Source organism: Kitasatospora sp. NPDC088391, assembly GCF_044753345.1.
GTDB lineage: Bacteria > Actinomycetota > Actinomycetes > Streptomycetales > Streptomycetaceae > Kitasatospora.
The window spans coordinates 283,387-308,724 of record NZ_JBIVNB010000007.1 but is presented as its reverse complement, the minus strand read 5'-3'; the positions used below and the strand labels follow the sequence as shown (position 1 = coordinate 308,724).

General features: G+C 73.9%; 22 protein-coding genes and 1 tRNA gene. 10 read left to right on the top strand and 13 right to left on the bottom strand.

The window, feature by feature from the left end:
- Positions 1-4 precede the first annotated feature (4 nt).
- The 4 genes from rsrA to ACIQBJ_RS22635 form a co-directional block, all read right to left on the bottom strand.
- On the bottom strand, positions 5-370 hold the full coding sequence (gene rsrA / locus ACIQBJ_RS22650) for a mycothiol system anti-sigma-R factor (RefSeq protein ID WP_400713354.1): 366 nt from the start codon (positions 368-370) through the stop codon (positions 5-7).
- Positions 367-1,017: a sigma-70 family RNA polymerase sigma factor gene (locus ACIQBJ_RS22645; protein WP_400713604.1), complete on the bottom strand. Its 651-nt coding sequence runs from the start codon at positions 1,015-1,017 to the stop codon at positions 367-369. The genes rsrA and ACIQBJ_RS22645 overlap by 4 nt, the downstream gene beginning before the upstream one ends.
- Positions 1,018-1,404: 387 nt before the next feature.
- Positions 1,405-1,965, bottom strand: a complete 561-nt coding sequence (locus tag ACIQBJ_RS22640; RefSeq protein WP_400713602.1) for an alpha/beta family hydrolase — start codon at positions 1,963-1,965, stop codon at positions 1,405-1,407.
- Between the two features lie 318 nt (positions 1,966-2,283).
- On the bottom strand, positions 2,284-3,021 hold the full coding sequence (locus ACIQBJ_RS22635) for an SOS response-associated peptidase (protein WP_400713351.1): 738 nt from the start codon (positions 3,019-3,021) through the stop codon (positions 2,284-2,286).
- A 134-nt stretch (positions 3,022-3,155) separates the two neighbouring features.
- Between ACIQBJ_RS22635 and ACIQBJ_RS22630 the strand changes: the two genes are divergently transcribed.
- The 5 genes from ACIQBJ_RS22630 (at position 3,156) to hisN (ending at position 7,516) form a co-directional block, all read left to right on the top strand.
- The gene (locus ACIQBJ_RS22630; protein ID WP_400713348.1) at positions 3,156-3,869 is read left to right on the top strand and encodes a M50 family metallopeptidase; all 714 of its coding nucleotides are present in this window, start codon (positions 3,156-3,158) and stop codon (positions 3,867-3,869) included.
- Between the two features lie 28 nt (positions 3,870-3,897).
- The gene (aroA, locus tag ACIQBJ_RS22625) at positions 3,898-5,217 is read left to right on the top strand and encodes a 3-phosphoshikimate 1-carboxyvinyltransferase (protein ID WP_400713345.1); all 1,320 of its coding nucleotides are present in this window, start codon (positions 3,898-3,900) and stop codon (positions 5,215-5,217) included.
- Between the two features lie 14 nt (positions 5,218-5,231).
- The gene (gene rsgA / locus ACIQBJ_RS22620) at positions 5,232-6,287 is read left to right on the top strand and encodes a ribosome small subunit-dependent GTPase A (RefSeq protein ID WP_400713342.1); all 1,056 of its coding nucleotides are present in this window, start codon (positions 5,232-5,234) and stop codon (positions 6,285-6,287) included.
- Between the two features lie 88 nt (positions 6,288-6,375).
- Positions 6,376-6,699: a DMT family transporter gene (locus ACIQBJ_RS22615; RefSeq protein WP_400713339.1), complete on the top strand. Its 324-nt coding sequence runs from the start codon at positions 6,376-6,378 to the stop codon at positions 6,697-6,699.
- 19 nt (positions 6,700-6,718) lie between these two features.
- Positions 6,719-7,516 (top strand): histidinol-phosphatase, encoded by a 798-nt coding sequence (hisN, locus tag ACIQBJ_RS22610; protein ID WP_400713336.1) that lies wholly within the window; start codon positions 6,719-6,721, stop codon positions 7,514-7,516.
- A gap of 35 nt (positions 7,517-7,551) precedes the next feature.
- Here hisN and ACIQBJ_RS22605 read toward each other — a convergent pair whose 3' ends face one another.
- The 4 genes from ACIQBJ_RS22605 to ACIQBJ_RS22590 form a co-directional block, all read right to left on the bottom strand.
- Complete coding sequence (locus tag ACIQBJ_RS22605; RefSeq protein WP_400713332.1) at positions 7,552-9,474, bottom strand: tetratricopeptide repeat protein; 1,923 nt, start codon at positions 9,472-9,474, stop codon at positions 7,552-7,554.
- Positions 9,475-9,828: 354 nt separating this feature from the next.
- Positions 9,829-11,838: a glycosyl hydrolase family 18 protein gene (locus ACIQBJ_RS22600; RefSeq protein WP_400713329.1), complete on the bottom strand. Its 2,010-nt coding sequence runs from the start codon at positions 11,836-11,838 to the stop codon at positions 9,829-9,831.
- Positions 11,839-12,093: 255 nt separating this feature from the next.
- Positions 12,094-12,167, bottom strand: a tRNA-Met gene (locus ACIQBJ_RS22595).
- A gap of 56 nt (positions 12,168-12,223) precedes the next feature.
- The gene (locus tag ACIQBJ_RS22590) at positions 12,224-15,193 is read right to left on the bottom strand and encodes a UPF0182 family protein (RefSeq protein ID WP_400713599.1); all 2,970 of its coding nucleotides are present in this window, start codon (positions 15,191-15,193) and stop codon (positions 12,224-12,226) included.
- Between the two features lie 161 nt (positions 15,194-15,354).
- On the opposite strand from ACIQBJ_RS22590, the gene ACIQBJ_RS22585 reads away from it, so the two are divergent.
- On the top strand, positions 15,355-15,915 hold the full coding sequence (locus ACIQBJ_RS22585) for a PPA1309 family protein (RefSeq protein WP_400713326.1): 561 nt from the start codon (positions 15,355-15,357) through the stop codon (positions 15,913-15,915).
- 36 nt (positions 15,916-15,951) lie between these two features.
- Here ACIQBJ_RS22585 and ACIQBJ_RS22580 read toward each other — a convergent pair whose 3' ends face one another.
- From ACIQBJ_RS22580 to ACIQBJ_RS22565, 4 genes are all read right to left on the bottom strand, one after another.
- The gene (locus tag ACIQBJ_RS22580; RefSeq protein WP_400713323.1) at positions 15,952-17,031 is read right to left on the bottom strand and encodes a PDZ domain-containing protein; all 1,080 of its coding nucleotides are present in this window, start codon (positions 17,029-17,031) and stop codon (positions 15,952-15,954) included.
- 76 nt (positions 17,032-17,107) lie between these two features.
- A complete protein-coding gene (locus tag ACIQBJ_RS22575) occupies positions 17,108-17,257 on the bottom strand; it encodes a hypothetical protein (RefSeq protein ID WP_400713320.1) in 150 nt (49 codons plus the stop codon).
- 198 nt (positions 17,258-17,455) lie between these two features.
- Positions 17,456-17,896, bottom strand: coding sequence for a molybdenum cofactor biosynthesis protein MoaE (locus ACIQBJ_RS22570; RefSeq protein WP_400713317.1), 441 nt, complete (start codon positions 17,894-17,896; stop codon positions 17,456-17,458).
- An 87-nt stretch (positions 17,897-17,983) separates the two neighbouring features.
- A complete protein-coding gene (locus ACIQBJ_RS22565) occupies positions 17,984-19,132 on the bottom strand; it encodes an NAD-dependent epimerase/dehydratase family protein (protein WP_400713315.1) in 1,149 nt (382 codons plus the stop codon).
- Between the two features lie 190 nt (positions 19,133-19,322).
- Here ACIQBJ_RS22565 and ACIQBJ_RS22560 point away from each other — a divergent pair, with 190 nt between their 5' ends.
- Positions 19,323-20,873, top strand: a complete 1,551-nt coding sequence (locus ACIQBJ_RS22560) for a zinc-dependent metalloprotease (protein ID WP_400713596.1) — start codon at positions 19,323-19,325, stop codon at positions 20,871-20,873.
- On the top strand, positions 20,870-21,433 hold the full coding sequence (locus tag ACIQBJ_RS22555; protein ID WP_400713313.1) for an NUDIX hydrolase: 564 nt from the start codon (positions 20,870-20,872) through the stop codon (positions 21,431-21,433). Before ACIQBJ_RS22560 ends, ACIQBJ_RS22555 begins: the two co-directional genes overlap by 4 nt.
- Before the next feature lie 59 nt (positions 21,434-21,492).
- On the opposite strand, the gene ACIQBJ_RS22550 is transcribed toward ACIQBJ_RS22555, so the two are convergent.
- A complete protein-coding gene (locus ACIQBJ_RS22550; protein ID WP_400713310.1) occupies positions 21,493-22,239 on the bottom strand; it encodes a M48 family metallopeptidase in 747 nt (248 codons plus the stop codon).
- A 219-nt stretch (positions 22,240-22,458) separates the two neighbouring features.
- On the opposite strand from ACIQBJ_RS22550, the gene ACIQBJ_RS22545 reads away from it, so the two are divergent.
- Both ACIQBJ_RS22545 and ACIQBJ_RS22540 read left to right on the top strand, forming a co-directional pair.
- Positions 22,459-23,640, top strand: a complete 1,182-nt coding sequence (locus ACIQBJ_RS22545; protein WP_400713307.1) for a ThiF family adenylyltransferase — start codon at positions 22,459-22,461, stop codon at positions 23,638-23,640.
- A gap of 273 nt (positions 23,641-23,913) precedes the next feature.
- Positions 23,914-25,254 (top strand): ABC1 kinase family protein, encoded by a 1,341-nt coding sequence (locus ACIQBJ_RS22540; protein WP_400713304.1) that lies wholly within the window; start codon positions 23,914-23,916, stop codon positions 25,252-25,254.
- Positions 25,255-25,338 lie beyond the last annotated feature (84 nt).

Genomic DNA, 25,338 nt, shown 5'->3' with positions numbered 1-25,338 from the left:
GTGACTACTCGGCGGTGGCGATCGCCGAGCCGTGCCCGGCCTTGCCTTCGACCGTCACCTCGATGCTGACCGAGGACACCTCGATCACCGAGGTGTCGACCTCGCCGGTGCGCTGCCCGGCCCGGATCGAGTCGATCCGGGCGAGCACCTTCGAGCGGAGGTCGCTCGGGGTGTCGTCGCAGCCGCAGGAGCGCTTGATCAGTGCCTTGATCGCCTGCTCCAGGCCGTACTTCTCCAAGCACGGCGAGCACTCGTCGAAATGCACCCGCAGCTTGACGCAGTCGCCCTCGGGCATCTCGTTGTCGAGGAATTCGTAGAGGTGGTCGAGCACCTCTCCGCACTCGGTCTCGTGCGGATCGCCGCAGCTCATGAGCCCGTGCCCTTCGCTTCCTGCCCTGCACCGGTACCGGCCGGGACCAGCCCCCGCTCGCGGGCGTAGTCCTCCAGCATGCCGCGCAGCTGGCGGCGGCCACGGTGCAGCCGGGACATCACCGTACCGATGGGTGTACCCATGATGTCCGCGATTTCCTTGTACGCAAACCCCTCGACGTCCGCGAGGTAGACCGCGATCCGGAATTCCTCCGGAATGGCCTGGAGCGCGTCCTTCACGTCGCTGTCGGGCAGGTGGTCGAGCGCCTGCGCCTCGGCCGAGCGCAGCCCGGTCGACATGTGCGACTCGGCGCGCGCCAGCTGCCAGTCCTCGATCTCCTCGGCCGCGGTGCGCTGGGGTTCGCGCTGCTTCTTGCGGTACGAGTTGATGAAGGTGTTGGTGAGGATGCGGTAGAGCCAGGCCTTGAGGTTGGTGCCCTCGCGGAACTGGTGGAACGACGCGTACGCCTTGGCGAACGCCTCCTGGAGCAGGTCCTCCGCGTCGGCGGGGTTGCGGGTCATCCGCAGCGCCGCCGAGTACATCGGGTCCAGGTAGCCCAGCGCGTCGCGCTCGAAGCGCTCGCGCCTGGCCTCCTCGCTCTCGCTCTCGGACACCCGGAAGGTGTCCTCGCCGATCGCCTCGGCCAGTTCGTCGCCGGTGAGCTGTTCGCCCTCCGGACGGCCCTGGTCGGCGCCAGAAGCGCCCGACACGGCCGCGTCATCGGTCCCGACGACCGGACCCACCTCCTCGGAAACCCGCACACGGCCCACGTCGGGCCGACCCGGAAGCGAGGATATCGGGCTGACCGGCTTCTCGCCCGCGACAACCCACTCCGACCAGTCCGGCAGCAGGGGCGACTGCGCCGCACGCTGCTCCGGCCGCTCGGGGCATGCGATCGGACCCATGGACGACTGCCTTTCCACCAGGGGGCACGCTCTGACGCTTCGTGCAACCCCTGCCGTTGCCCGGGCATTCCCGGCACCCGGAGTGCGACGCAACTCACCTCCCCCGCGCGGGCCTTGCCGGCCCGGGGCTCAGGACGGCAGCCAGGCCGCGACCGCGTCGGCGACCGTCCGCAGCGGGTCCGGCCCGGCGGCCCGCTTGGGGACCTTGAAGGGGTGCGAGGCGTGCGGGACCTCCACCAGGCGGTGGGTCTCCGGCAGGTCGGGGAACTCCTCGGGGGTGCCGAAGGTGTCCGCGCCGCCCTGCACCACCAGGGTGGGCAGGCCGGTGCCGAGCAGCTCCTCGGCCCGGCTGCGCTCCGGCCGGCCGGGCGGGTGCAGCGGGAACGCCAGCGCGAGGACGCCGGCCGCGCCGAGCGCGGCGGAGGTCCGGCAGGCGACCCGGGCCCCGGCGCTGCGGCCGCCCGCGTACAGCGGCAGGCCCTCCTCGCGGGCCGCGGCGACCTGGGCGGGCCAGCCGGCGTCCAGGGTGGCCGGGGCGGGGGCCAGCTTCCGGCCGGCCACCCGCCAGGGCTGCTCGGCGAGCACGACGGTGACCCCGCGGGCCGGCAGCGCCTCCGCCAGCGCCCGCAGGTCGGGGGCCTCCACCCCGCCGCCCGCCCCGTGCCCCAGCACCAGCACGGCCCGCGGCATCCCGGCCCGGAACCAGTGGAGCCGGGCATCCCCGGCAGGAGTGGTGACAATCCGCTGCACGCCCCGGAGCCTACCCGCGCACGCCCCCTCCTTCCCTCGCCCCGCCTGGAAGGCGCTTCCCCCTGTCTCCCCCTGCACCGCCACCCGCCCGAAGGGCGTTAACCACGCCTTCTTCCCTCGCCCAGCCCGGAGGGCATTTCCCTCTCTGTCTCCCCCTGCTCTCCCGCCCGGAGGGCGTTCCCCACGTCTTCTTCCCTCGCCCCGCTCGGAGGGCATTTCCCCGCCCTGTTTCCGCTGCTCTCCCGCCCGGAGGGCGCTTCAGAACAGCGTGGTGAGGTCGTCCTCGGTGAGCGGGCGGGTCAGGCCCGGGTGGTTGTTGCGGATGCTGCCGACCGCGTCGGGGACGGCGTGGATGCGCAGGTCGCCGGGCGGGGGCGGGGTGAGGTCGGCGGTCTCGGCGTGCGGGTCGAGCCAGGCGTCCCAGCGGTCGGGGCCGAGGTAGAGGGGCATCCGCTCGTGGACGGGAGCGAGCAGCGGTTCGGCGGCGGTGGTGACGACGGTGCAGGTGACCAGCCAGGCGTCGGGGTGGTCGCCGGGGTGCCGGCGGTCGCGCCAGAACTCGTAGAGGCCGGCGAGGGCGAGCGGGGCGCCGTCGGCGCGGTGCACGAAGTAGGGGCGGCGGGGCGGCCGGGAGACGTCGTCGGTGGGGGCGGTCTGCCACTCGTAGTAGCCGTCGACGGGTATCAGGCAGCGCCGGGAGGCGTAGGGCTGGCGGTAGGCGGGTTTCTCGTGGACGGTCTCCGCCCGGGCGTTGATCATCTTCACCGCGGCGTCGGGGCTGTCCGCCCAGGCCGGGACCAGTCCCCAGCGCAGCACCCGGAGTTGACGGACCGGCAGGCGCTGCCCGCGCGGGACGCGGTCCAGGACGGCGAAGGTCCGCGCGGTCGGGGCGACGTTCCAGCTCGGGGCGAGGGTCTCGGTCGGGTCCCACTGCCGGACGCCGAACCGGCGGACCAGTTCGGCGGGGTCGGTGGAGGAGGCGAAACGGCCGCACATGGCCCCCAGCTTGCCAGAGCGGGTGGGGGCCGCAGGGCCCGACCGGAGAACCGGCGGCTTCCGGTGGCCCGTCCTTCCGTGGGAGGCTGCCCGCCCCGGGCGGGGGAAGCGGCGGTGATCGGAGGTCGACGGCGATGGACTTCGCGGGACTGGCGGGACTGTGGGACCGGGTGACGGCCGTGCAGCCGGACCCGCCGCACTGGCTGGTGTGGGGCACGTTCGCGGCGGCGCTGGCGGCGGTGGCGGTGCGCCCGGTGTGGCGGGTGCTGCGCACCGTGGTGACGATCGCGCACGAGGGCGGGCACGGCCTGACGGCGCTGCTGACGCGCCGTCGGCTGTCCGGCATCCGGCTGCACTCGGACACCTCGGGGCTGACGGTCTCCTCCGGGAAGCCGACCGGCCCGGGGATGGTGCTGACCGCGGCGGCGGGCTATCCGGCGCCCTCGCTGCTGGGCCTGGGCGGGGCGGCGCTGGTGGCGGCGGGCCGGACCACGGCGCTGCTGTGGATCGGCATCGCGCTGCTGGCGGCGATGCTGCTGACGCTGCGGAACCTGTTCGGGGTGCTGGCGGTGCTGGTCACCGGCGGGACGTTCCTGGCGGTGTCCTGGTACGGGAGCGCCGAGTGGCAGGGCGCGTTCGCCCACCTGGGCGTGTGGTTCCTGCTGCTGGCGGGGGTGCGTCCGCTGCTGGAGCTGTGGTCGTCCCGGCGGCACGGCCGGACGCCCGGCTCGGACGCGGACCAGCTGGCGCGGCTGACGGGCGTGCCCGGGGCGCTGTGGGTGGTGCTGTTCCTGCTGCTGGCGCTGGCCTGCCTGGGGCTCGGGGCGGCCTGGCTGCTGCCCCGGTAGCGGCGGCGGGCCTCATAGACTTGGCGGCATGACCGAACCCCTGTGGCCCGCCCCCGTCGCCACCGCCGCCGTGGACGCGACCGTGACCGTCCCCGGCTCGAAGTCCGCGACCAACCGCGCGCTGGTGCTGGCCGCCCTCGCCGACGGCCCGGGCTGGGTGCGCCGCCCGCTGCGCAGCCGCGACTCGCAGCTGATGGCGGACGGCCTGCGGGCGCTGGGCGTGACGGTCGAGGAGACGGTGAACGCGGCGTCCGGCGGCACCGGCGGCGGCGAGGCGTGGCGGGTCATCCCGGCCGAGCGGCTGCGCGGCCCGGCGCGGGTCGACGTGGGCAACGCGGGGACGGTGATGCGCTTCCTGCCGCCGCTGGCGACGCTGGCGGACGGCCCGGTGCACTTCGACGGCGACCCGCGCAGCCACGAGCGCCCGCAGCACGGCGTGATCGACGCGCTGCGCGCGCTGGGCGCCCGGATCGACGACGGCGGCCGCGGCGGCTTCCCGCTGACCGTGCACGGCACGGGCGCGCTGGACGGCGGCCGGGTGGAGCTGGACGCCTCGTCCTCCTCGCAGTTCGTCTCGGCGCTGCTGCTGTCCGGGGCGCGCTTCAACAACGGCGTGGAGATCCGCAACACCGGCGGGACGGTGCCCTCGCTGCCGCACATCCGGATGACGGTCGACATGATCCGCAAGGCCGGCGGCCAGGTCGACGCGCCGGAGGACGGCGGCGAGAAGGACGTCTGGCGGGTCACCCCGGGCGCGCTGATCGGCCGCGACCTGGTGGTCGAGCCGGACCTGTCGAACGCGGCCCCGTTCTTCGCGGCGGCGCTGGCCACCGGCGGCCGGGTGACCGTCCGGGACTGGCCGAGGCACACGTACCAGCCGGGCGACCAGCTCCGGGAGATCTACACCGCGATGGGCGGCAGCTGCCGGTTCACCGACGACGGGCTGGAGTTCACCGGCACCGGCAAGATCCACGGGATCGAGGCGGACCTGCACGACGTCGGCGAGCTGACCCCGGTGATCGCCGCGGTGGCGGCCCTCGCCGACTCCGAGTCGCACCTGTACGGCATCTCCCACCTGCGGCTGCACGAGACCGACCGGCTGGCCGCGCTGGCCAAGGAGATCAACGGCCTGGGCGGCGACGTCACGGAGACCGAGGACGGCCTGCGGGTCCGGCCCCGGCCGCTGCGCGGCGGGGTGTTCCACACCTACGAGGACCACCGGCTGGCGACCGCCGCCGCCGTGCTCGGCCTGGTGGTGGACGGCGTCCTGGTGGAGAACGTGGCGACCACGGCCAAGACCCTGCCGGACTTCCCGCAGATGTGGGCCGACCTCCTCGGCCAGGGCTGACGGGGGGTCATCAGATGCGCCGCTACGACAAGAACGCCGACGAGGACGACATCCGCAGCCGCCCGGGCCGCCGGGGCTCCCGCCCCCGCACCCGGATCAGGCCCAAGCACGAGGACGCCGACGAGGCGATGATCCTCACCGTGGACCGGGGCCGGATGACCTGCCTGGTCGGCGGCGGCACCAAGGACGAGCGGCAGGTCGTCGCCATGAAGGCGCGCGAACTGGGCCGCAAGGGCGTGGTGGTGGGCGACATCGTCGGGGTGGTCGGCGACCTGTCCGGCGACCCGGACACGCTGGCCCGGATCGTCCGGGTCGAGGAGCGCACCTCGGTGCTGCGCCGCACCGCGGACGACGACGACCCGTACGAGCGGATCGTGGTCGCCAACGCCGGGCAGCTGGCCATCGTCACCGCCCTCGCCGACCCGGAGCCCCGCCCCCGGCTGATCGACCGCTGCCTGGTGGCCGCGTACGACGCCGGGATGGAGCCGCTGCTGGTGCTCACCAAGTCCGACCTGGCGTCCGCCGACGAGTTGCTGGAGTCGTACGCGACGCTCGGCATCCGCTCCGTGGTGACCCGGGCCGACGAGTTGGAGACGGTCGGCGCGGAGGCCGTCCGGGAGCACCTCCGCGGGCGGACCACCGTGTTCATCGGGCACTCCGGCGTCGGCAAGACCACCCTGGTCAACGCGCTGGTGCCGGAGCGGCAGCGGAGCACCGGCCGGGTCAACGCGGTGACCGGCCGGGGCCGGCACACCACCGTCTCCGCGCTCGCCCTGCGGCTGCCCCCGCCGCCCGGGGCGAAGCCCGGCTCGAAGAAGGCGCTCGACCCGGGCTGGGTGATCGACACCCCGGGCTTCCGTTCCTTCGGCCTGTCCCACATCGACCCGTCCCGGGTCATCCTCGCCTTCCCCGACCTGGAGCCCGGGACGGTCGACTGCCCGCGGGCCTGCTCGCACGACGAGCCGGACTGCGCGCTGGACGCCTGGGTCGCCGACGGGCACGCCGACCCGGCCCGGCTGTACTCGCTGCGCCGCCTGCTCGCCACCCGCGAGGCGTCCGAAGGGGATTGAGGGTTCACGCGGACACGAGTCGCTGGGCCCGTGCCACTGGGTGACGATAGGGAGGTCACACCGTCCTCTCTGACAGGGAGTCAACCCGATGGCATGGGCCATGGTGATCCTCGCCGGTCTGCTGGAAACGGGATTCGCGGTCAACCTCAAGCTCAGCCACGGCTTCACCCGGCTCTGGCCCACCGTCAGCTTCGCGCTGTTCGCGCTCGGCTCCTTCGGCCTGCTGACGCTCTCGCTGAAGACCCTCCCGGTCGGCAGCGCCTACGCGGTGTGGACCGGCATCGGCGCGGCCGGCACCGCCGTGTACGGGATGGTCTTCCTGGGCGAGTCCTCCTCCACCCTGAAGCTGGTCTCCATCTCGCTGGTCATCGCGGGCGTGATCGGCCTCCAGCTCAGCGGCTCGGGGCACTGAGTCCGCTAGGGTTCCGGGCATGGCCGACTACCACGACGACCTCCGCCTCGCCCACGTCCTCGCCGATTCGGCCGACTCCGTGACCATGGAGCGCTTCCGGGCGCTCGACCTGAAGGTCGAGACCAAGCCGGACCTCACCCCGGTCAGCGACGCCGACAAGGCCGCCGAGGAACTCGTCCGCTCCGTCCTGCAGCGGGCCCGCCCGCGGGACGCGGTCCTCGGCGAGGAGTACGGCCTGCAGGGCTCCGGCCCGCGCCGCTGGGTGATCGACCCGATCGACGGCACCAAGAACTACGTGCGCGGCGTCCCGGTCTGGGCGACCCTGATCTCCCTGCTGGAGGAGCGGCCCGACGGCGAGCACGTCCCGGTGGTCGGCATCGTCTCCGCGCCCGCGCTCGGCCGCCGCTGGTGGGCCGCCAAGGACCTCGGCGCGTACGCCGGGCGCAGCCTGGCCAAGGCGCAGCGCATCCACGTGTCGAAGGTGTCCCGGCTGGCCGACGCCTCGCTCTCCTTCTCCTCGCTGAGCGGCTGGGAGGAGCGCGCCCGGCTGGACGCCTTCCTCGACCTGACCCGGGCCTGCTGGCGGACCCGGGCCTTCGGCGACTTCTGGTCCTACATGATGGTCGCCGAGGGCGCCGTCGACATCGCCGCCGAACCCGAGCTGTCGCTCTGGGACATGGCGGCCCCCTGCATCGTCGTCCAGGAGGCCGGCGGCCGGTTCACCGGCCTGGACGGCATCGACGGGCCCTCCGGCGCGGACGCGGTCGCCACCAACGGCGTCCTGCACGAGGCGGTGCTGCGCTCGCTCAGCCTGTGACGCCGTGACGGAGTGACGCCCCGTCCGGCACCCCGTCAGGCGCTCAGTTCGGCGTTCAGGGCGCCGAGCAGGCGGCCGGCCCGTTCGGCGACCTCGGCGGGGCCCTGCTCCATGGCGCGGCGGCACCAGTTCTCGGCCTGCACGGCCTCGCCGCGGCGCAGCGCGAGCAGGGCGAGCCGGAGCGCGGCCCGGCCGTGGCCGGCGTCGGCGGCGCGGGTGTACCAGAGCATCGCCTCGGCCTCGCTGTCCTGCCGGGCCAGCAGCAGGCCGAGGTTGAAGGCGGCGCTGCGGCTGCCGCCCTCGGCGGCCCGCCGGTACCAGCTCTCGGCGATCTCCAGCGCGCCGCGCTCGGCGGCCCGGACGCCCATCCGGACCTGGGCGCGGCGGTGTCCGGCGTCGGCGGCGACGGCGTACCAGTGCTCGGCCTCGGCGTCGGCGTCGCCGCGCCGGTCGAGCAGCGAGGCGAGCCGGAACGCGCCCTCCGGGGAGCCGCCGTCGGCGGACTGCCGGTAGCGGTCGAGGGCGCCGTTGAGGTTGCCGCGCTGCTCCTGGACGACGGCGAGCTGCAGGGCGGCCTCGCCGTGGCCCTCGGCGGCGGCCCGGGCGTACCACTCCTGGGCCTGCCGGGTCTCGCCGCGGCCGGCGTGCAGCACGCCGAGGTTGAACGCGCCGTCGACCGAGCCGGCCTCGGCGGCCTTGGAGAACCAGGGTTCGGCGCCGGACTCGTCGCCGCGCTGGAGCAGCATGACGGCGAGCGCGTTGCAGGCTTCGCGGTGGCCGGCGTAGGCGGCGCGGCGGTACCACTGCTCGGCCTGGGTCTCGCGGCCGGCGCCGGCGCAGAGCAGGCCGAGGTTGAAGGCGCCGTTGTGGTCGCCGGCGTCGAGGGCGGCGCGGTACCAGCGTTCGGCGACGGTGTTCTCGCCGCGGCCGGCGTGCAGGGCGCCGAGCGCGTTGGCGGCGGTGCCGTCGCCGGCCTCGGCGGCCTCCTGCCACCATTCGGCGGCGGCGGCGAGGTCGCCGGCGTCGCGGAGCAGGAAGCCGAGCGCGCAGGCGGCGCGGGCCTCGCCGTTCTGGGCGGACTGCCGGTACCAGCGGGCGGCCTCGTCGAGGTCGCCGCGGGCTTCGAGCAGCACGCCGAGGCGGAGCGCGGCGCGGGCGTGGCTGCGGGCGGCGGCGGTGCGGTACCAGGTCTCGGCGGTCTCCTTGTCGCCGGCGGCCTCGCGCATCCGGGCGAGCCGGTAGGCGCCCTCGCGGTGGCCGGAGTCGGCGGCGGCCTTGAACCAGCGTTCGGCGCGGACGTCGCGGCGGTGCTCCATCAGGTCGCCGAGGGCGTAGGCGCCGAGCGGGTGGCCCTGTTCGGCGGCGTAGTGCAGCCAGTACTCGGCGGCCTCCTCCTCGCCCTGGTCGCGCAGTTGCAGGCCGAGGGCGTGGGCGGCGGGCGCGGAGCCGGCCACCGCGGCCTGCCGCCACCACTGGGCGGCCTCGGTGCGCAGGCCCTGCTGGTGCAGCAGCACGCCGAGGTTGTTGGCGGCGGCGCGCAGGCCGGCGGCGGCCGCGGCGCGCAGGTACGGTTCGGCGTCGGCGAGGTCGCCGCGGCGCAGCAGCAGGGCGCCGAGCTGGCTGGCGGCGGCGGGGTCGCCGGCGTCGGCGGAGCCGCGGTGGCGGGCTTCGAGGGCGGCCTGCTCGCGGGCGGCGAGGGCGGTCTCGAAGCTGTCGTCGGCCTCGTCGTCGTCGGCGGTCTCCAGCAGGTCGCGGCCGGCCGCGGCGACCCGGTCGGCGGTGAGGTGGACGAGTGCTTCGGGGCCGTACCCGGTCACGTCGATGCCGCCGGCGGTGGCGGGCCGGGCGGCCCGGGTGCCGGTGGTGGACCGGTCGGCGGTGCGGAGCCCGGTGTCGGTGTCCGTGGTGCTGCTGGCCGCCGGTCGCTCTCCCGTTCCGTTCCTTCCGATGAGTTTCATGCCGACTCCCGCTCCCCCCGAGTGTCGCGGCATTCGCCCCGGGCCGTCGGCCCGGGGTGGTTCCCCCTGGGGGCACGCCGGATCGGACGGCCTGTCACGGGCCGTGCCGCGTCCCCCTCGTGGTCCATCGTCGCATCACCCGCATACCGCGTACACCTGCTCCGTCCGGTTTTGGCGGAGCGGGGCCGAAGCCCGGCGAGATTGCTTCAGCGCTTTGTCGATTTCCCGACACTCGGGCCCCACAAACCCCGGCCACGCATCGTACCGGAGACGATCAACTCCGCGCGCCCGCAAGGGGGAAGGCCCGAAGGGGCGTCCCCTCCGGGCCTTCCTTAAAAGGATGTTGACGCAGTCTCAGCTCAGGCTGAAGTCGTCCGCCTGGTAGGCGCCCTGCGCGTACCAACCGTGGACCCAGACCGTGACCGAGGTGACCGAGGCCCCGGTGGTGAACTTGGTGGACAGCTTCGTCCACGCGCTCCCGCCGGGGCTCCAGGTGGAGCTGTCGGCGCCGGAGCCGGTGACGCCGAGGTAGGTGTAGTTGCCCTTGACCCAGGCCGAGAGCGTGTACGTGGTGTTCGGCTTGACCGTGACGGTCTGCTGGCACTGCGCGGTGTCACCGGCCCCGACGTTGCCCTGCAGGGTGTAGGAGCCGCTGTGTCCGCCGCTCACCACCGTGCCGCCGCTGCCCGCGCAGGTCCACGGGCTGAGCGCGCCGCTCTCCAGGCCCGGGTTGGCGATCGGCCCGGCGGGGGTGGTCGGCGAGGAGGACGGGCTGCTGCTGGTGGACGGCGAGGCGCTGGTGGACGGCGAGGCGCTGGTGCTCGGCGAGGCCGAGGTGGACGGGGAGGCGCTGGTCGACGGCGAGCTGCTGGCGGTCGGCGAGGGCGACGGGGCCGGGCAGCTCGCGGCGGAGCCGTTGGTGGCCGTCATCAGCGGGTTGAGCAGGACGGCGTTCGGGTCGTCGTAGAGCGAGAAGACGAAGGAGCCGCCGAGGCCGTTGCAGTGCGCGTAGTCCATCTTCGCCTGGATCGACTTCGCGTTCTCGCCGGACCAGAAGTTGGTGCCGTCGTAGAAGTACGCCGCCTGCGCGGCCGCGTCCCAGTAGGTGTAGCTCGGGTTGTCGACGACGCCGAGCAGTTCCTTGTACATCCGCACGCCGTTGACGTTGCCGGAGTTCGGCGCGCCCTGCGCGGGCCCGCTGGCGGGCTGGAACAGCCCGTGGTTGGCGCCGGCCGCCACGCCCGTCCAGCCGCGGTAGTACAGCGGGACGCCCATGTTCAGCTTGTTCGCCGGGAACCCGCCGGGGATGCCGTACGAGGGGTCGCCGACCGTGTACGCCTTGATCGCCTCGTCGATGTTGTACTTGGCGTTGCCCGGCGGCACGTTGTTCATCGGGTCGTTCGGGTTCTGGAAGACCGGCGTCTGGTGGTTGGTCGGGCCCTGGGCCTCCCAGCCGCCGTGCATGTCGTACGTCATCGGGTCCGCGAAGGTCAGGTACTGCCCGATCTTGTCGGTCTCGACGTTCTGGATCTTGTCCTGGCCGGCCGGCAGCGCGGCGCTCAGCGCGTAGGTCTTGCCGTCCGCGGAGCCCTGGGTGTTGAGCTGGTTGCGGAACTCGGCGAGCAGCGCGGTGAAGTTCTGCTTGTCGTTCGGCGAGGAGTGGTTGCCGGTGTGGCCGCCGCCGCCCGGGTACTCCCAGTCGATGTCGAAGCCGTCGAAGATGCCCTTGCCGGTGCCCGCGCCGCCGTAGCCGCCCTGGGCGGGCAGGTTGCCCTTGATGAACATGTCGACGCAGGAGGAGACGAACTTCTTCCGGGAGGCGTCGCTGGCGGCCGCGTCGGAGAAGTACTTGGAGTACGTCCAACCGCCGATCGACAGCAGCACCTTGAGCTTCGGGTACTTGGCCTTGAGCTCCTGGAGCTGGTGGAAGTTGCCGGCCAGCGGCTGGTTCCAGGTGTCGGTGGAGTTGTCGACGCTGTTGCCGTTGGCGAAGGTCTTGGCGTAGTCGGCGTAGTAGTCGCCGGCGCCGTCGCCCGCGTTCGGGTTGTTCTCGTCCTGGGAGGCGGCCGAGTTGGCCTCGAAGCAGGTCAGGTTGGTCGGGTCGATGTTGGCGAAGTCGTACAGCAGGTAGTCGAGCTTGCCGGCCATGCCGTTGGTGTCGACGTTCTTCAGGTAGTAGGCGTTCTGGTAGATCGACCACTGGTCGAAGTACGCCACTTTCATGCCGCCGCTGGTGGCGGGCGCGCCGGTGGTGTTGCCCGGCCCGGCGGTCGCGCTGGGGGCTCCCAGCAGCGACATCGCTCCGGCGAGCAGCGTGGCGGCCGCGGCCGTGACGGCCCAGGCCCTTCGGTTGTTCCGGTGCATGCGGATGTGCCCTCCTGTCACGTGGGGATGCAGGAACGCCGTCCGACACCCGGTCGGGGAGAGCGGCAGACGGAGAAGAGAACGATCAACTCCTTTTGCTGGCATGCGAGTTGCCGCCGCACTGACGGGAGGTGGGGGCCGCCCGCCATGGGCATGACTCAGATTGGACTGGACCAGTTGGGGTGTCAATCGGGGCGAAGCCCAAGGAATGGCAAAGGCCCGGAGGCTGATGCCTCCGGGCCTTTCGCTACTGAGTAGCGGGGACAGGATTTGAACCTGCGACCTCTGGGTTATGAGCCCAGCGAGCTACCGAGCTGCTCCACCCCGCGTCGGTGAAACCACTGTAGCACGATCGCGGGGTGGACCAACAAATCGATTCCGCAGCTCAGCCGGTGGGCGCGGGCGAGGGCTGCCCGCTGGGCTGCGGGTTCGCGCCGGTCGACGGCGAGGCCGCCGGGCTCGGGGCCGCGGTCGCCCCGCCGCCCTTCGCCCCGGCCGCCACCGCGTCCGCCAGCGCCTGCCGCAGCGCCTGCTGGCTCTGGCCGTAGGCCGCCCAGTCGCCGTTCTTCAGCGCCGCCTGCCCGTCGTCGAACGCCTTCTGGGCGTCCGCCAGCGCCCGGTCCAGCGCCGGGTTGCTCCCCGGCGCGGTCGGCGTCGTGGGCGTGGTGGGCGTGGTGGGCGCGGTCGGGGTGCCCGGGTTCGGCTCGGCCGGGGTGGTGACCCCGGGCACGGCCGAGCCGAGCACCTTGGCCAGCGCCTTGTCCAGGCTGTCCTCCAGCGCCACGTTGTGGTCGCCGTACACCGCCAGCACCTTCTTCAGCACCGGCACCTTCGCGCCGCGGGCCACCAGGTACACCGGCTCCACGTTGAGGATGCCGCCGCCGACCGGCAGGGTCAGCAGGTTGCCGTAGACCACGTCGGAGTCGGTGCCGCTGCGCAGCAGCGACAGCTGGCGGGCCACCTCGGAGTCCGAGTTGAACTTCGCCTGGGTCAGCGCCGGGCCGAGCGCGCCCGAGCCGGGCGGCGTCCGCAGGATGCGCAGCTTGCCGTAGTCCGGCCCCGGGTCGGCGTTCACCGTCATGAACGCGGCCAGGTTCTTCCGCCCGGCCGGCACGAACGAGGTGGTCAGCGAGAAGCTGGCCTCCTTGGCGTCCGGCATCCGCACCGTCAGGTAGTACGGCGGCTGGACGTCGTGGGTGTTGTTGACGGTCGGGTCCTCGGGCACGTCCCAGATGTCGGTGCCGTTGAAGAACGCCGTGGCGTCGGTCATGTGGTACTGCCCGAGCAGGTCGCGCTGCACCTTGAACAGGTCCTGCGGGTAGCGCAGGTGCGGCAGCAGTGTCGCCGGGATGTCGGCCTTCGGCTTCACGGTGCCCGGGAACGCCTTCGTCCAGGTCTTCAGCACCGGGTCGGTCTCGTCCCACTGGTAGAGCGTCACCTCGCCGGTGTACGCGTCCACGGTGGCCTTCACCGAGTTGCGGATGTAGTTGACCTTGTTGACCGCCGTCAGGGTGCGGCCGCGCTGGTCGGTCAGCGAGTCCTTGGTGGCGTCGCCGAGCACCGTCTTGGAGGAGAACGGGTAGCCGTCCGAGGTGGTGTAGCCGTCCAGCACCCACACCAGGCGGCCGTTCTGCACCACCGGGTACGGGTCGGCGTCGATCGACAGCCACGGCGCGACCTTCTCCACCCGCTCCTTGGGGGTGCGGTCGTAGAGGACCTTCGCGCCGTCCTTGATCGCCCCGGAGTAGAGGATCTGCGGCTCGGCGAACTTCACCGCGTACGCGGCCCGGGTCAGCGGGTTGTCCAGCGAGACGCCGCTGCCGCCGCTGTACTGCGAGGTCTGGTCGGGCTGGCCGTCCCGGGTGTAGTCGATCTCGTCCATCCCGGGGCCGACGATCGAGTACGCCGGGGACTTCTCGCCGTAGTACACCCGCTGCTCGTAGTCGCCCAGCGTGCCCTCGGTCGGCAGCGACTGCTCGGTGTAGACCGGGTTGCCGTTGGCGTCCACCTGGTTGCCCTTGGCGGCGACCACGCCGTACCCGTGGGTGTACTTGAAGTGGTCGTTGATGAAGTTGCGCTGCTGAACGCCCGTCAGGTCCAGCTCGCGGACGCCCAGCACGGTGTCCTGCTTGCCGTAGCGGTCGACGTCCAGGGTCTTCGGGAAGGCGTAGTAGTTGCGCAGCGCCTGGTTCTGCTGGAACGTCGGCGACACCACGTTCGGGTCCAGCAGCCGGATGTCGGCGATGGTCTGCGCGTCCTGCTTCAGCTTGTCGGCGTCGGTGCTGTCGTTCGGCGTGTACGGCTGCACGTCGGCGCCGGCGATGCCGTACGCCTGCCGGGTCGCGTCGATGTTCTTCTGGATGTACGCGGTCTCCTTGGCCTGCTCGTTCGGCTTGACCTGGAACTGCTGGACGATCGCCGGGTACACGCCGCCGACCAGCACCGCGGAGAGCGCCATCAGGCCGAAGCCGATCAGCGCGGGCGCCCAGGTCCGCCGGACCGGGGTCAGGAAGAACAGCAGCGCGCAGATGACCGCCACGAAGAACAGGATCGTCTTGGCCGGCAGGAACGCGTTGGCGTCCACGTAGCGCAGGCCGGTCCAGCCGTCGACGTTCTTGAACGACTCGCTCTTGACCGCCAGCGCGTACCGGTCCAGCCAGTACGCCACCGCCTTCAGCAGCACGAACACGCCCAGCAGCACCGCCAGGTGGCCCTGCGCCCCGCCGCTGGCCCGGCGGCCGGGGCCCTGCAGCCGCAGGCCGCCGTACAGGTAGTGCACGGCGGTCGCCGCGATCAGCGAGACGATCACCGCGCTGAACGCGAAGCCCAGCAGGAACTCGTACCAGGGCAGCTCGAAGGCGTAGTAGGAGATGTCCTTGTGGAACTGACCGTCCTTCACCCCGAACGAGGTGCCGTTCACCCAGAGCATCCAGGTCCGCCACTGGGCGGCGGCCGCGGCCCCCGCCACCAGGCCGACCAGCAGGGCCGGGCCGGCCAGCAGCCACTTCCGGAACGGCGCCACGCCCGTCCGGTAGCGGTCCAGGCTCTGCTGCTCCACCGACATCGCGGCCAGCGGCGGCCGCAGCCGGTACGCCAGCCACAGGTTGAAGCCCACCACCAGCGCCATCAGCAGGCCGAACACCGCGCCGAGGCCGAGCTCCGCGCCGAGCTTCGAGGTGAACACCGAGCCGTACTTCACCGACCGGAACCACAGCCAGTCGGTCCACAGCCCGGAGAACATCACGAACAGCAGGAACAGCACGGCCAGCACGCCGACCGTCAGCAGCAGCACCCGTGCCCGACGCGACGGCGGCCCGACCCTCGCTCGGAAACCCGGACCGGACCGGTCCGGCATCTGGAACGTCAAGGCGCCACCTCAGCTGTCGTCGTTGGGGATACGGGCCCGCGCCGTGGACGGGCAGCGGTCTCCAGTGCAACTTAATCAGTCTTTACCGGAGTTCCCGGGCAATGCGTCGGAGTTGGAGAGGGCCCCCTCCCCCGTGTGAGGATGGCTCCATGTCCGACTCCCCTGACCTGACCGCCGGCGCCTCCGGCCTGCCCGCCGCCACCCCGCTCACCCGGGCCGCGCTGGAGATCGACGAGCACGCCGCGACCCTCGGCTGGGACCTGCCCGCCCGGCTGTTCGCGCTGGTCGACAACGCGCAGATGCGCAAGGCCAACCCGCGGCTCGCCTCGCAGCTCGGCCTGGACGACAACCCGACCGGGCTCACCCCGGTCGAGCAGGAGGAGATCGCCCCGGGCACCGAGCTCGACCGCTTCCTCGGCACCATCGCCTGGCCGGACGGCGTGGTGGGCTGTGCCCTCGTCGTCGAGCGGCTGATGCTCCCGCCGGGCGCGGAGTCCTCCCGGCCGAAGAACGCCTCCGAGCAGGAGATCAACGACTGGGTCGCCACCCACCCGCAGCGCCAGGAGGTCCGGATCACCGCGGCCGTGCTGCGCGGCGGCGCCCGCGAGGTCGCGCTGCGCCTGCGCGAGAAGGACGTCGCCCGCGAGGTGCTGACCGGCCCCGACCTGGTCCCCAACCTGACGGACGCGCTGCTCGCCACCTTCCAGTGACGGCTCGGGGGCCCGGCCGGGCCCCCGGACGCACCGCTACTTGCCGCAGGCCGGCAGCGCGGCCCGGTCGCCGGACCGGATCGCGTCGAGCGCCTTGACCGCGCCGGCCAGGTTGTCGACCTTGACCAGGGTCAGCCCGGACGGGGTCGCCCTGGTCGCCTCGGCACAGTTGTCGGCGGGGGTGAAGAAGTACTCGGCGCCCTTGTCCCGGGCGGCGATCAGCTTCATCTGGATGCCGCCGATCGGGCCGACCGTGCCGTCGTCGTCGATGGTGCCGGTGCCGGCCACGAACTTTCCGCCGGTGAGGTCGGTGGGGGTGAGCTTGTCGACGATGCCGAGGGCGAACATCAGGCCGGCGCTGGGGCCGCCGACGTCCTGCAGGCCGATGTCGATCTTGAACGGGTAGACGTGGTCGACGCCGGGCGTGATGCCGACGATCGCCCGGTCCTCGCCCTGCGCCTTGGCCGTGGTGATCGGCACCTGCACCTGGTCCGCCGGGTTCGGCACGGGGGCGGCCTTGGCGTGCGGGACGACGGTGAACACCGCGGTCTCGCCGGGCTTGTGCTTCATGACCTGCTCGGCGACCTGGGCCCGACCGGTGATGGCCACGCCGTCGACGGCCACGATCTGGTCGCCGGCGTGGAGCTTGCCCTCGGAGGGGCCGCCGGAGCTGACCGAGGAGACGATGATCTCGGTGCCGACCGGGATGTTCAGCTGGTTGAGGGCGGCGGTCTTCGCGCTGTCCTCGGAGGAGGCGAACTCCTCGGCGTTCTGCTGCTGGGCCTCCTGGTCGGTCTGGCCCTTGGGGTACACGTTGTCGTGCGGGACGACCAGCACGTCGTCCCGCATCCAGCCGACGATCGCCGAGACCAGGCTGGGCTGGTAGTTGGCGCCGGTCACCTGGACGGTGGTCATGTTCAGGTGACCGCTGGTCGGGTAGGTCTCGTGCCCGGTGATGGTGATCACCGGATCGCCGGTCTTGTCCTGCGTGCCGAGGGTGTTGTAGGTCGGCCCGGGGCTCATCTCGGTGAACGGCACCTCGGTCAGGACCGAGGCGCAGAGCAGACCTATCAGCAGCAGGGTGGCAGCGAGCATCGTCGCCGATCGGCGTGGCATGCCACGACAGTACGGGAAGGACCGGTCCGGGTGTGCCGCCGGTCCGCCCCCCGCACCGCCGATCGGGGGCGTGCCGTCAGCGCTCGCCGCCGGTACTGCGTTCCATCGCGGCGCGGAACCGCTCGTGCTCGGCGAGCGAGGTCGGATCGGTCATGGCCCGCCGCGGACGGGCCGCCCACCCCGCCCAGACCATGGCCAGCAGTCCGGCCACCACAGGAATGATCAACCAGGCGAGCGCAGCCATTTTCGAACTCCCCACAGGCTCGTCATGTGTATCAGCAGATTAACCGCCTGCAGGGGGAACGGCGCGACCGGCACCCTGGTTACGGGGCCGGGCCGCGGCTCACCGCCAGGAGGGACTGCCGAACGGGCAACGAGCGGGCCCCGGGCCGGACACGGGCGGCCGGGGAGGAGTCCGACCGGCTCAGCAGGAACCCGCGCCGACCCACTCCTCCTCGCCGTCGGTGAAGATCTGGTGCTTCCAGATCGGCACCTCGTGCTTGAGGTCGTCGATCAGCCGCCGGGAGGCCTCGAACGCCTCGCCGCGGTGCGGGCAGGACACCGCGACGATCACCGCGGCGTCGCCGATCTCCAGCCGGCCGGTGCGGTGCACCGCGGCCAGCGCCCGGACCGGGAAGTCCGCGCAGACCTTCTCGGCGATCCGGCGCAGCTCGCGCTCCGCCGTCGGGTGGGCGCTGTACTCCAGGGCGGCCACCGGCTTGCCGCCGTCGTGGTCGCGCACCGTGCCGACGAACAGCGTGGTGCCGCCCGCCGCGTCGTCGCCGACCGCGGCGTGCACCTCGTCCAGCGAGAGCGGGGTGTCGCGGACGGCCAGCAGCCGGATCGGGTCGTGGTTCTCGGACATGGGCACCATCATCCCGCATCCCCGCCGACCGGCAGCAAGGATTTTCGTATCACGATGCGACAATTCCGTATCACGGAATCTGCCGGGTCAGATCCGCCGGTGCTTGCGGGCCCGCCGGACCAGCGCGGCGGTGCCGATCAGGGCGACCGTGGCCCCGGCCGCGCCCAGGCTGGTGGCGGCCTCCTTGCCGCCCAGCCGGCGCCCGGCCACCGCGTGCTTGCCGGACACCTGGGAGAGCAGCTCGGCCAGCACCTCCTCGTTGGTGTGCCGGGGCCGCCAGCCCGCCTCGTGCAGCCGGCTGCCGGAGACCACCCACGGGTACATGGTGTACGCCAGGTCCCCGGCCGGGGCCGGGGTCAGGCCGAGCCGGTGCAGCCGGGCCGCGGTGCCCAGCGCCAGCGCGGCGGGCAGCTCCATCCGGCGGATGCCGGACAGCTCCTCGACGTCCTCCTGCTCCAGCCAGCCGTCGCAGCCGACCGTCACCTCGCCCTCGACCAGGCCGAGCGCCGCGTACTCCAGCGCCGAGGCCAGGTCGTCCAGGTGGCAGAACTGCCAGCACGGGCGGGAGCCCGCCACCACCAGCAGCCGGGGCGCCTCGAAGTGCCGGGTCAGCACGGTGTCGATGCCGGGGCCGACCACCACGGCCGGGCGCAGCACGGTGATCTGCAGGCCCGGGTGGGCGCGCGGGGCGCGCCGGGCCAGGCGCTCGATCTCCAGCAGGTCGCCGACCAGCGAGGCCTCCTCGGTGGCCCGCAGCTCGGAGTCCTCGGCCAGCGGGACCTCGTTGTCGGGCAGCGCGCCGTAGACCATCGCGGAGGTGCACAGCACCACCCGGTGCACCCCGGCGGCCGCGGCGGCGGTCACCACCGTCTGGGCGCCCCGCACGTTGTACGCGCTGCGGGCGCGCGGGTCGGACTCCATGCCGAGGTCCATCGCCAGGTGCACCACCACGTCCACCCCGGCCAGCCGCTCGGCCACCGCCGGGTCGCGCACGTCCAGCACCCGCCACTGCACGCCGGGGACCTCGCCGCGGCGGTCGTCCACCGCCAGCACCCGGCGCACGTGCGGGGACGCCACCAGGCGCTCGGCGACGCGCTCGCCGAGCACGCTCGCCGCGCCGGTGACGGCCACGGTCAGCGGCTTGCCGCCGTAGGCTGGGGACGGCGAACCGGCATCGGTCGGCCCGTCCTCGCCCTCGGTCAGCCCAGAGCGAACGTCCGAAGGCGGGGAACTCACCGGCCATCCTCCACGGTTAGCTTAAGTGCGGACGTACGAGTGTCACGCACTGTCCATCCTGCCCGAGGCTCGACCCGAGCGGTGCACCCGGCGCGGTCGGCCGCGAGACCATTGAAACCGTCCGGACCCCCCTGGGCGCAGACTTTCCCGCCACACCACCCGCGTGACGGCCGATCAGATCGAGGACCCCGTGAGCGACCTCCCCTTCGGATTCGGCAACCCCCCCGAGGAGCCCGAGGACGGCAAGGACAAGGGCAAGAAGGACGGGGAGCAGGGCGACGCGGCCCCGCAGCAGCCGTTCGGCTTCGGCCCCGGCAACCCGCTCGGGGCGCTGTTCGGCCTGGGTGGCCCCGGCGGGCAGGGCGGCGGTGACAACCCGTTCGCCGCGATGATGGGCGGCTTCAACCCCAACGACCTGGGCGCGGCGTTCCAGCAGCTCGGCCAGATGCTCTCCTTCGAGGGCGGCCCGGTGAACTGGGACCTGGCCAAGAACATCGCCCGGCAGACCGTGGTCGCCGAGCAGCCGGAGGGGAAGTCCAAGGACCGCTCGGTCGGCGAGGCCGAGCGCACCGCCGTGGTCGAGGCCGTCCGGCTGGCCGACCTCTGGCTGGACTCGGCGACCGAGTTCCCCTCCACCTCCTCCGCGGCGGTGGCCTGGAGCCGCGCCGAGTGGATCGAGGCCACCCTGCCGGTCTGGAAGGACCTGGTCGACCCGGTCGCCGAACGGGTCGGCAACGCGATGGGCGGCGTGCTGCCCGCCGAGATGCAGGCGATGGCCGGGCCGCTGATGGGCATGATGCGCTCGATGGGCGGCGCGATGTTCGGCACCCAGATCGGGCAGGCGCTCGGCGCGCTGGCCGCCGAGGTGCTCGGCTCCACCGACGTCGGCCTGCCGCTCGCGCCCGCCGGGAAGGCCGCGCTGCTGCCGCAGAACATCGCCGAGTTCGGCGACGGCCTGAACGTGCCGGCCGAGGAGGTCCGGCTCTACCTGGCCCTGCGCGAGGCCGCCCACCAGCGCCTGTTCGCGCACGTGCCGTGGCTGCGGGCGCACCTGTTCGGCGCCGTCGAGGCGTACGCCCGCGGCATCAAGGTCGACTCCTCGCGGATGGAGGAGCTGGTCGGCCAGCTCGACCCGGCCAACCCCGAGGCGCTGCAGGAGGCGCTGGCGGGCGGGCTGCTGCAGCCCGAGGACACTCCCGAGCAGAAGGCCGCGCTGGCCCGGCTGGAGACCGCGCTGGCCCTGGTCGAGGGCTGGGTCGACGCGGTGGTGCACGCCGCCGCCGCCCCGCACCTGCCGCACGCCGCCGCGCTCCGCGAGACGCTCCGCCGCCGCCGCGCCACCGGCGGCCCGGCCGAGCAGACCTTCGCCACCCTGGTCGGCCTGGAGCTGCGCCCGCGCCGCCTGCGGGACGCCTCCCGGCTGTGGGCCTCGCTCGCCGACGCCCGCGGCATCGAGGGCCGGGACGCGCTGTGGAACCACCCCGACATGCTGCCGACCGCCGCCGACCTGGACGACCCGGACGGCTTCGTGCACCGCGACGGCGCGGCCGGCGCGGAGGGCGGCTTCGACTTCGACGCGCTCGACAAGCTGCTCGGCGAGGCGGCGGGCGGGAAGACCGACCTGGGCAAGGGCGCGGACGACAAGGGCGGCGAGGGCGAGGCCCCGGACGGCAAGGGCGGCGAGGGTGCCGCCGGTCCGTCGGACGGGGACGCCCCGGGCGGGGAGGGCGGCGCCAAGTGACCGCGCTGCACGCCGACACCGTCCGGACGCTCACCGACTGGACGCCCGCCGGGGACGGCCAGGAGGGGCTGCGGCAGGACTACCTGACGCACCTCGCCGCCCACCCCGAGGGCGTGTGGCGGGCCTGCGTGCCCGCGCACATCACCGCCAGCGCCCTGGTGGTCGACCCGGCCGGGGAGCGGGTGCTGCTCACCCTGCACCCCAAGGTCGGGCTCTGGCTGCAGATGGGCGGCCACTGCGAGCCCGGCGACGGGACGCTGGCGGCCGCCGCGCTCCGCGAGGCGGTCGAGGAGTCCGGCGTCGCCGGGCTCGAACTGCTCGCCGTGGACGGCCGGGTGGCCCCGGTGAAGCTGGACCGGCACCAGGTCCGCTGCCTGGGCAGGGACCGGCCGGAGAACACCCACCTGGACGTCCAGTACGTCGCCGTCGCCCCGGCCGGGGCGCGCGAGCTGATCAGCGAGGAGTCGCTGGACCTGCGCTGGTTCGGCTGGGACGAGCTGCCCGCCGACACCGACCGCTCGGTGCGCGACCTGGTGGCCCGGGCCCGGGCGCTGGTCTGACCGACGGCCGCGGCCCCGGCCGCCCCTCGCGGGCGGCCGGGGCCGCGTGCCGTCCTCGCTCAGGTGCGGCGGGCGTCCGGGAGGTGCGGGAGGCGGGCCGCCGCGGCGACGCCCTCCAGGTAGCCGCGGGCCCGCTCGGTGCGCGGGTAGGCGTCCAGCAGGGCCCAGAACCGGGGGCCGTGGTCGGGCACCAGCAGGTGGGCCAGCTCGTGCAGCAGCACGTAGTCCACCACGTACGCGGGCATGCCCTGGAGGCGGTGGGAGAGCCGGACGGTGCGCTCGCTGGGGGTGCAGGAGCCCCAGCGGGAGTTCTGGTTGGTCACCCAGCGGACCTGCTCGGGCACCGCCCGGCCGTCCAGGTACAGCTCCGAGAGCTCGCGGGCCCGGGCCTGCAGCGCCTCGTCGCCCAGCACCCGGCGGCTCTCCTGCGCGGCCAGCTTGTCGAGCATCCGGGCCACCCAGCGCTGCTCGTCGGCCGGTGACATCCGGGCCGGGATCAGCACCACCGTGCGGTCGCCCTCGCGGTACGCGGAGACGGTGCGGCTGCGGCGGGCGCTGCGGCGGACCTCGACCGGGCCGCGATCGGGGCGGTGGTCGGGGCCGCGGTCGGGGCGGTGGTCGGCCCCGCGGTGCTCCGTCCCGTGGTGGTCCGCCCCGTGCTCGGCGGGGTGCGCGGGGGCGGGGTGCGGGGGAAGGGGCTCACGGCCGGTGCCGGTGCGCGCGCCCGACGCCGCGGCCGCCGGCCCGGAGGCTGCCCGGGCGCGCCGACGCGGCGCCGACCGGTGGGAGTCCCGTTCGGCTGCCATGCGAGGGACGTTACCCCGTCGCCCCGACAGAAGTCCGGCACCGGGGCGGCGCGGCACCGGGGACCACCCGGGCGCGTTGTCCACAGGCTGTGCACAGTGATCAGCGGATAGTCGCACCGGGGCTGTGGACAACGGATTTCCGGGTCCGGGGCGGGACGGGCAAGCTGCGGTCACCAGCGATCCCGAACGCCGGGGTCCGTGAGCCGCGGAGGAGCCCGTATGCGTACCGACCAGCCCGTGAACGACCCGACCGGCGCGCCCGGGGAGGGGGCCGGGGCGGCCGGGCGGATCGCCCGTCCGGCGATCAAGCCCGCGCTGTCCCGGCTCTGGCGGGACAAGCAGACCCTGCAGTTCGGCGCCCTGCGGCGGCACGCCCGGGTGGTGGAGGGGGTGGACCGCGGTCTGGCGGGCTTCCTGGAACTGATCGACGGCAGCCGGGACGGCCCGGGCGCGGTGGCCGCCGGGCAGAAGCTCGGGCTGACCGCCGAGTACTGCCGGGCGGTGCTCGACTCGCTGGCCGGCGCCGAGCTGCTGGACGACGCCGGGGCCGCGCGGGACGTCCTGGAGCTGTACCCGCCCGCCCGGCGCGAGCTGCTCGCCCCGGACCTCGCCTCGCTCTCGCTGGTGCACCCCGCGCCCGGCGAGGCCACGACCGTGCTGCACGGCCGGGCCCGGGCCCGGGTCGAGGTGCGCGGCGCCGGGCGGATCGGGGCCGCCGTCGGCGCCGCGCTGGCGGCCGGCGGGATCGGCGAGGTCACCGTGGTGGACCGCGGCCGGGTCACGGCCCGGGACTGCGCCCCGGGCGGCCTGCCCACCGCGGACATCGGGCGGCTGCGCGCCACCGCCGCCCGCGAGCTGGTGCACCGGGTGACCGGCGCCCCGGTCGGCGAGCGCTACCGGCGCCCGCCGGTCACCGCCCCGCCGCCCACCCTGGTGGTGCTCGCCCCGCGGGACGGCTCCGCCGCGTACACCGGCGCCGCCGTGGACGCCCAGGAGCTGATGCGGGCCGGCGTCCCGCACCTGTACACCGGCGTGCTCGAACACCTCGGCGTGGTCGGCCCGCTGGTGGTCCCCGGTGCCTCCGCCTGCGGCACCTGCGCCACCCTGGCCCGGCGGGACGAGGACGAGAGCTGGCCCCGGCTGCTGGCCCAGCTGATCGACGACGGCCCCGGCCGGGCCCGCCTGCCGGCCTGCGACAGCGCGGTGGCCGCCTCGATCGCCGGGCTCGCCGCGCTGCACGTCCAGCTCTACCTGGACGGCGTGCTGCCCCCGAGCGTGGACGGCTGGTGCGAGCTGTCCGCGGCCGACGGGATGCTCCGCCGGCTCCGGCTGCGCAGCCACCCCGATTGCGGGTGCCTCTGGCAGTCCGTCGGCCGGGGGCCAGCGGGCACAATGGCCTAGGACCCGCGGGTCCGTCCGGCGCACTCCCCACCGGTCCACCGCCGCTCCACCGTCCCGCGAGGGGCGCGGGAGCGCGGCCCCGGAGGGTCCGCCGAACGGCTCGCGGGGACGACCGCTGTACGACCGCCGGCGGGGCGCCGGTCGGTCCGGCTGAACAGGAGGCCCGGGTGAGCGTTCTACCGCGCAAGGCAGTGCCGGACCGGGCGCGGCCGGGCGGCCGCCCGCGGGCCGTGGTGGTGGCTCCGGCCGCGACGGCCCGGACGGGGGGCTCCGATGTCTGACATGCCGCGCAAGGCGGTCTCCCGGACGGCTCGGCTGGCGGCCCTGCCGCTGAGCTTCGCCGGGCGGGCCACCCTGGGGCTGGGCAAGCGGCTCGGCGGGCGTCCGGCGGAGGAGGTCGCGGCCGAGCTGCAGGCCCAGACCGCCGAGCAGCTCTTCGCCACCCTGGGCAAGTTGAAGGGGGGCGCGATGAAGTTCGGGCAGGCCATGTCGGTCTTCGAGTCGGCCCTCCCGGAGGACGTCGCGGGCCCCTACCGGGCCGCCCTGACCAAGCTCCAGGACTCCGCCCCGGCGATGCCCGTCCGCACCGTCCACGCGGTGCTGGCGGAGGACCTGGGCGCCGACTGGGCCGACCGCTTCCGGTCCTTCTCCGACCGGCCGTCCGCCGCCGCCTCGATCGGCCAGGTGCACCGCGCCGTCTGGTCCGACGGGCGGGACGTCGCGGTCAAGATCCAGTACCCGGGGGCGGGCGACGCGCTGCTCAGCGACCTCACCCAACTCTCCCGGGTGGCGCGGATGCTGGGCCCGCTGATCCCCGGCATGGACATCAAGCCGCTGATCGCCGAGCTGCGCGAGCGGGTCACCGAGGAGCTGGACTACCGGCTGGAGGCGGAGTCCCAGCAGCTGCACGCCCAGGAGTTCGCCGGCGACCCCGACATCCTGGTGCCCCGGGTGGTCGCCCAGTCCGGGCGGGTGCTGGTCACCGAGTGGATGGACGGCAAGCCGCTCTCCCAGGTGGTCTCGGACGGCACCCGGGCCGAGCGCGACCGGGCCGGGCAGCTGCTGGCCCGCTTCCTGTTCGCCGGCCCGGCCCGCACCGGCCTGCTGCACGCCGACCCGCACCCCGGCAACTTCCGTCTGGTCAAGACCGGTCGGGCGGCGTCGAGTTGGAAGCTCGGCGTGCTCGACTTCGGCACCGTCGACCGGCTGCCCGGCGGCCTGCCGCTGCCGATCGGCGCCTCGCTGCGGCTCGCCCTGGCGGGCGACGCCGGGGCCGTCTACGACCTGCTCAAGCAGGAGAACTTCGTCCGCCCCACCATCTCGCTCGACCCGGACGCGGTGCTCGACTACCTGGTGCCGATCATCGAGCCGACCCGCGCCGAGCAGTTCACCTTCAGCCGGGAGTGGATGCGCACCCAGGCCGCCCGGATCGCCGACCCGCGCTCCCCCGCCTACAACCTCGGCAAGCAGCTCAACCTGCCGCCCTCCTACCTGCTGATCCACCGCGTCACGCTCTCCACCATCGGCGTCCTCTGCCAGCTCGGCGCGACCGTCCGCCTGCACGAGGAACTCCTCCACTGGCTCCCCGGCTTCGCCGGACCCGCCGCGGACTGACCGGGGCGCCGGGCGGGCACCGGGCGAAATCGCGTTGCGGGCAGCGGGCCTCCGGCCGCACGCTGGGCGCTCGGACAACGAGGG

Bases quoted from the DNA above. Each gene is read 5' to 3' on its own strand.
- rsrA (WP_400713354.1), bottom strand. From the start codon at position 370: ATGAGCTGCGGCGATCCGCACGAGACCGAGTGCGGAGAGGTGCTCGAC.
- ACIQBJ_RS22640 (WP_400713602.1), bottom strand. From the start codon at position 1,965: ATGCCGCGGGCCGTGCTGGTGCTGGGGCACGGGGCGGGCGGCGGGGTG.
- ACIQBJ_RS22635 (WP_400713351.1), bottom strand. From the start codon at position 3,021: ATGTGCGGCCGTTTCGCCTCCTCCACCGACCCCGCCGAACTGGTCCGC.
- ACIQBJ_RS22630 (WP_400713348.1), top strand. From the start codon at position 3,156: ATGGACTTCGCGGGACTGGCGGGACTGTGGGACCGGGTGACGGCCGTG.
- aroA (WP_400713345.1), top strand. From the start codon at position 3,898: ATGACCGAACCCCTGTGGCCCGCCCCCGTCGCCACCGCCGCCGTGGAC.
- rsgA (WP_400713342.1), top strand. From the start codon at position 5,232: ATGCGCCGCTACGACAAGAACGCCGACGAGGACGACATCCGCAGCCGC.
- ACIQBJ_RS22615 (WP_400713339.1), top strand. From the start codon at position 6,376: ATGGCATGGGCCATGGTGATCCTCGCCGGTCTGCTGGAAACGGGATTC.
- hisN (WP_400713336.1), top strand. From the start codon at position 6,719: ATGGCCGACTACCACGACGACCTCCGCCTCGCCCACGTCCTCGCCGAT.
- ACIQBJ_RS22605 (WP_400713332.1), bottom strand. From the start codon at position 9,474: ATGAAACTCATCGGAAGGAACGGAACGGGAGAGCGACCGGCGGCCAGC.
- ACIQBJ_RS22600 (WP_400713329.1), bottom strand. From the start codon at position 11,838: ATGCACCGGAACAACCGAAGGGCCTGGGCCGTCACGGCCGCGGCCGCC.
- ACIQBJ_RS22590 (WP_400713599.1), bottom strand. From the start codon at position 15,193: ATGCCGGACCGGTCCGGTCCGGGTTTCCGAGCGAGGGTCGGGCCGCCG.
- ACIQBJ_RS22585 (WP_400713326.1), top strand. From the start codon at position 15,355: ATGTCCGACTCCCCTGACCTGACCGCCGGCGCCTCCGGCCTGCCCGCC.
- ACIQBJ_RS22580 (WP_400713323.1), bottom strand. From the start codon at position 17,031: ATGCCACGCCGATCGGCGACGATGCTCGCTGCCACCCTGCTGCTGATA.
- ACIQBJ_RS22570 (WP_400713317.1), bottom strand. From the start codon at position 17,896: ATGTCCGAGAACCACGACCCGATCCGGCTGCTGGCCGTCCGCGACACC.
- ACIQBJ_RS22550 (WP_400713310.1), bottom strand. From the start codon at position 22,239: ATGGCAGCCGAACGGGACTCCCACCGGTCGGCGCCGCGTCGGCGCGCC.
- ACIQBJ_RS22545 (WP_400713307.1), top strand. From the start codon at position 22,459: ATGCGTACCGACCAGCCCGTGAACGACCCGACCGGCGCGCCCGGGGAG.
- ACIQBJ_RS22540 (WP_400713304.1), top strand. From the start codon at position 23,914: ATGTCTGACATGCCGCGCAAGGCGGTCTCCCGGACGGCTCGGCTGGCG.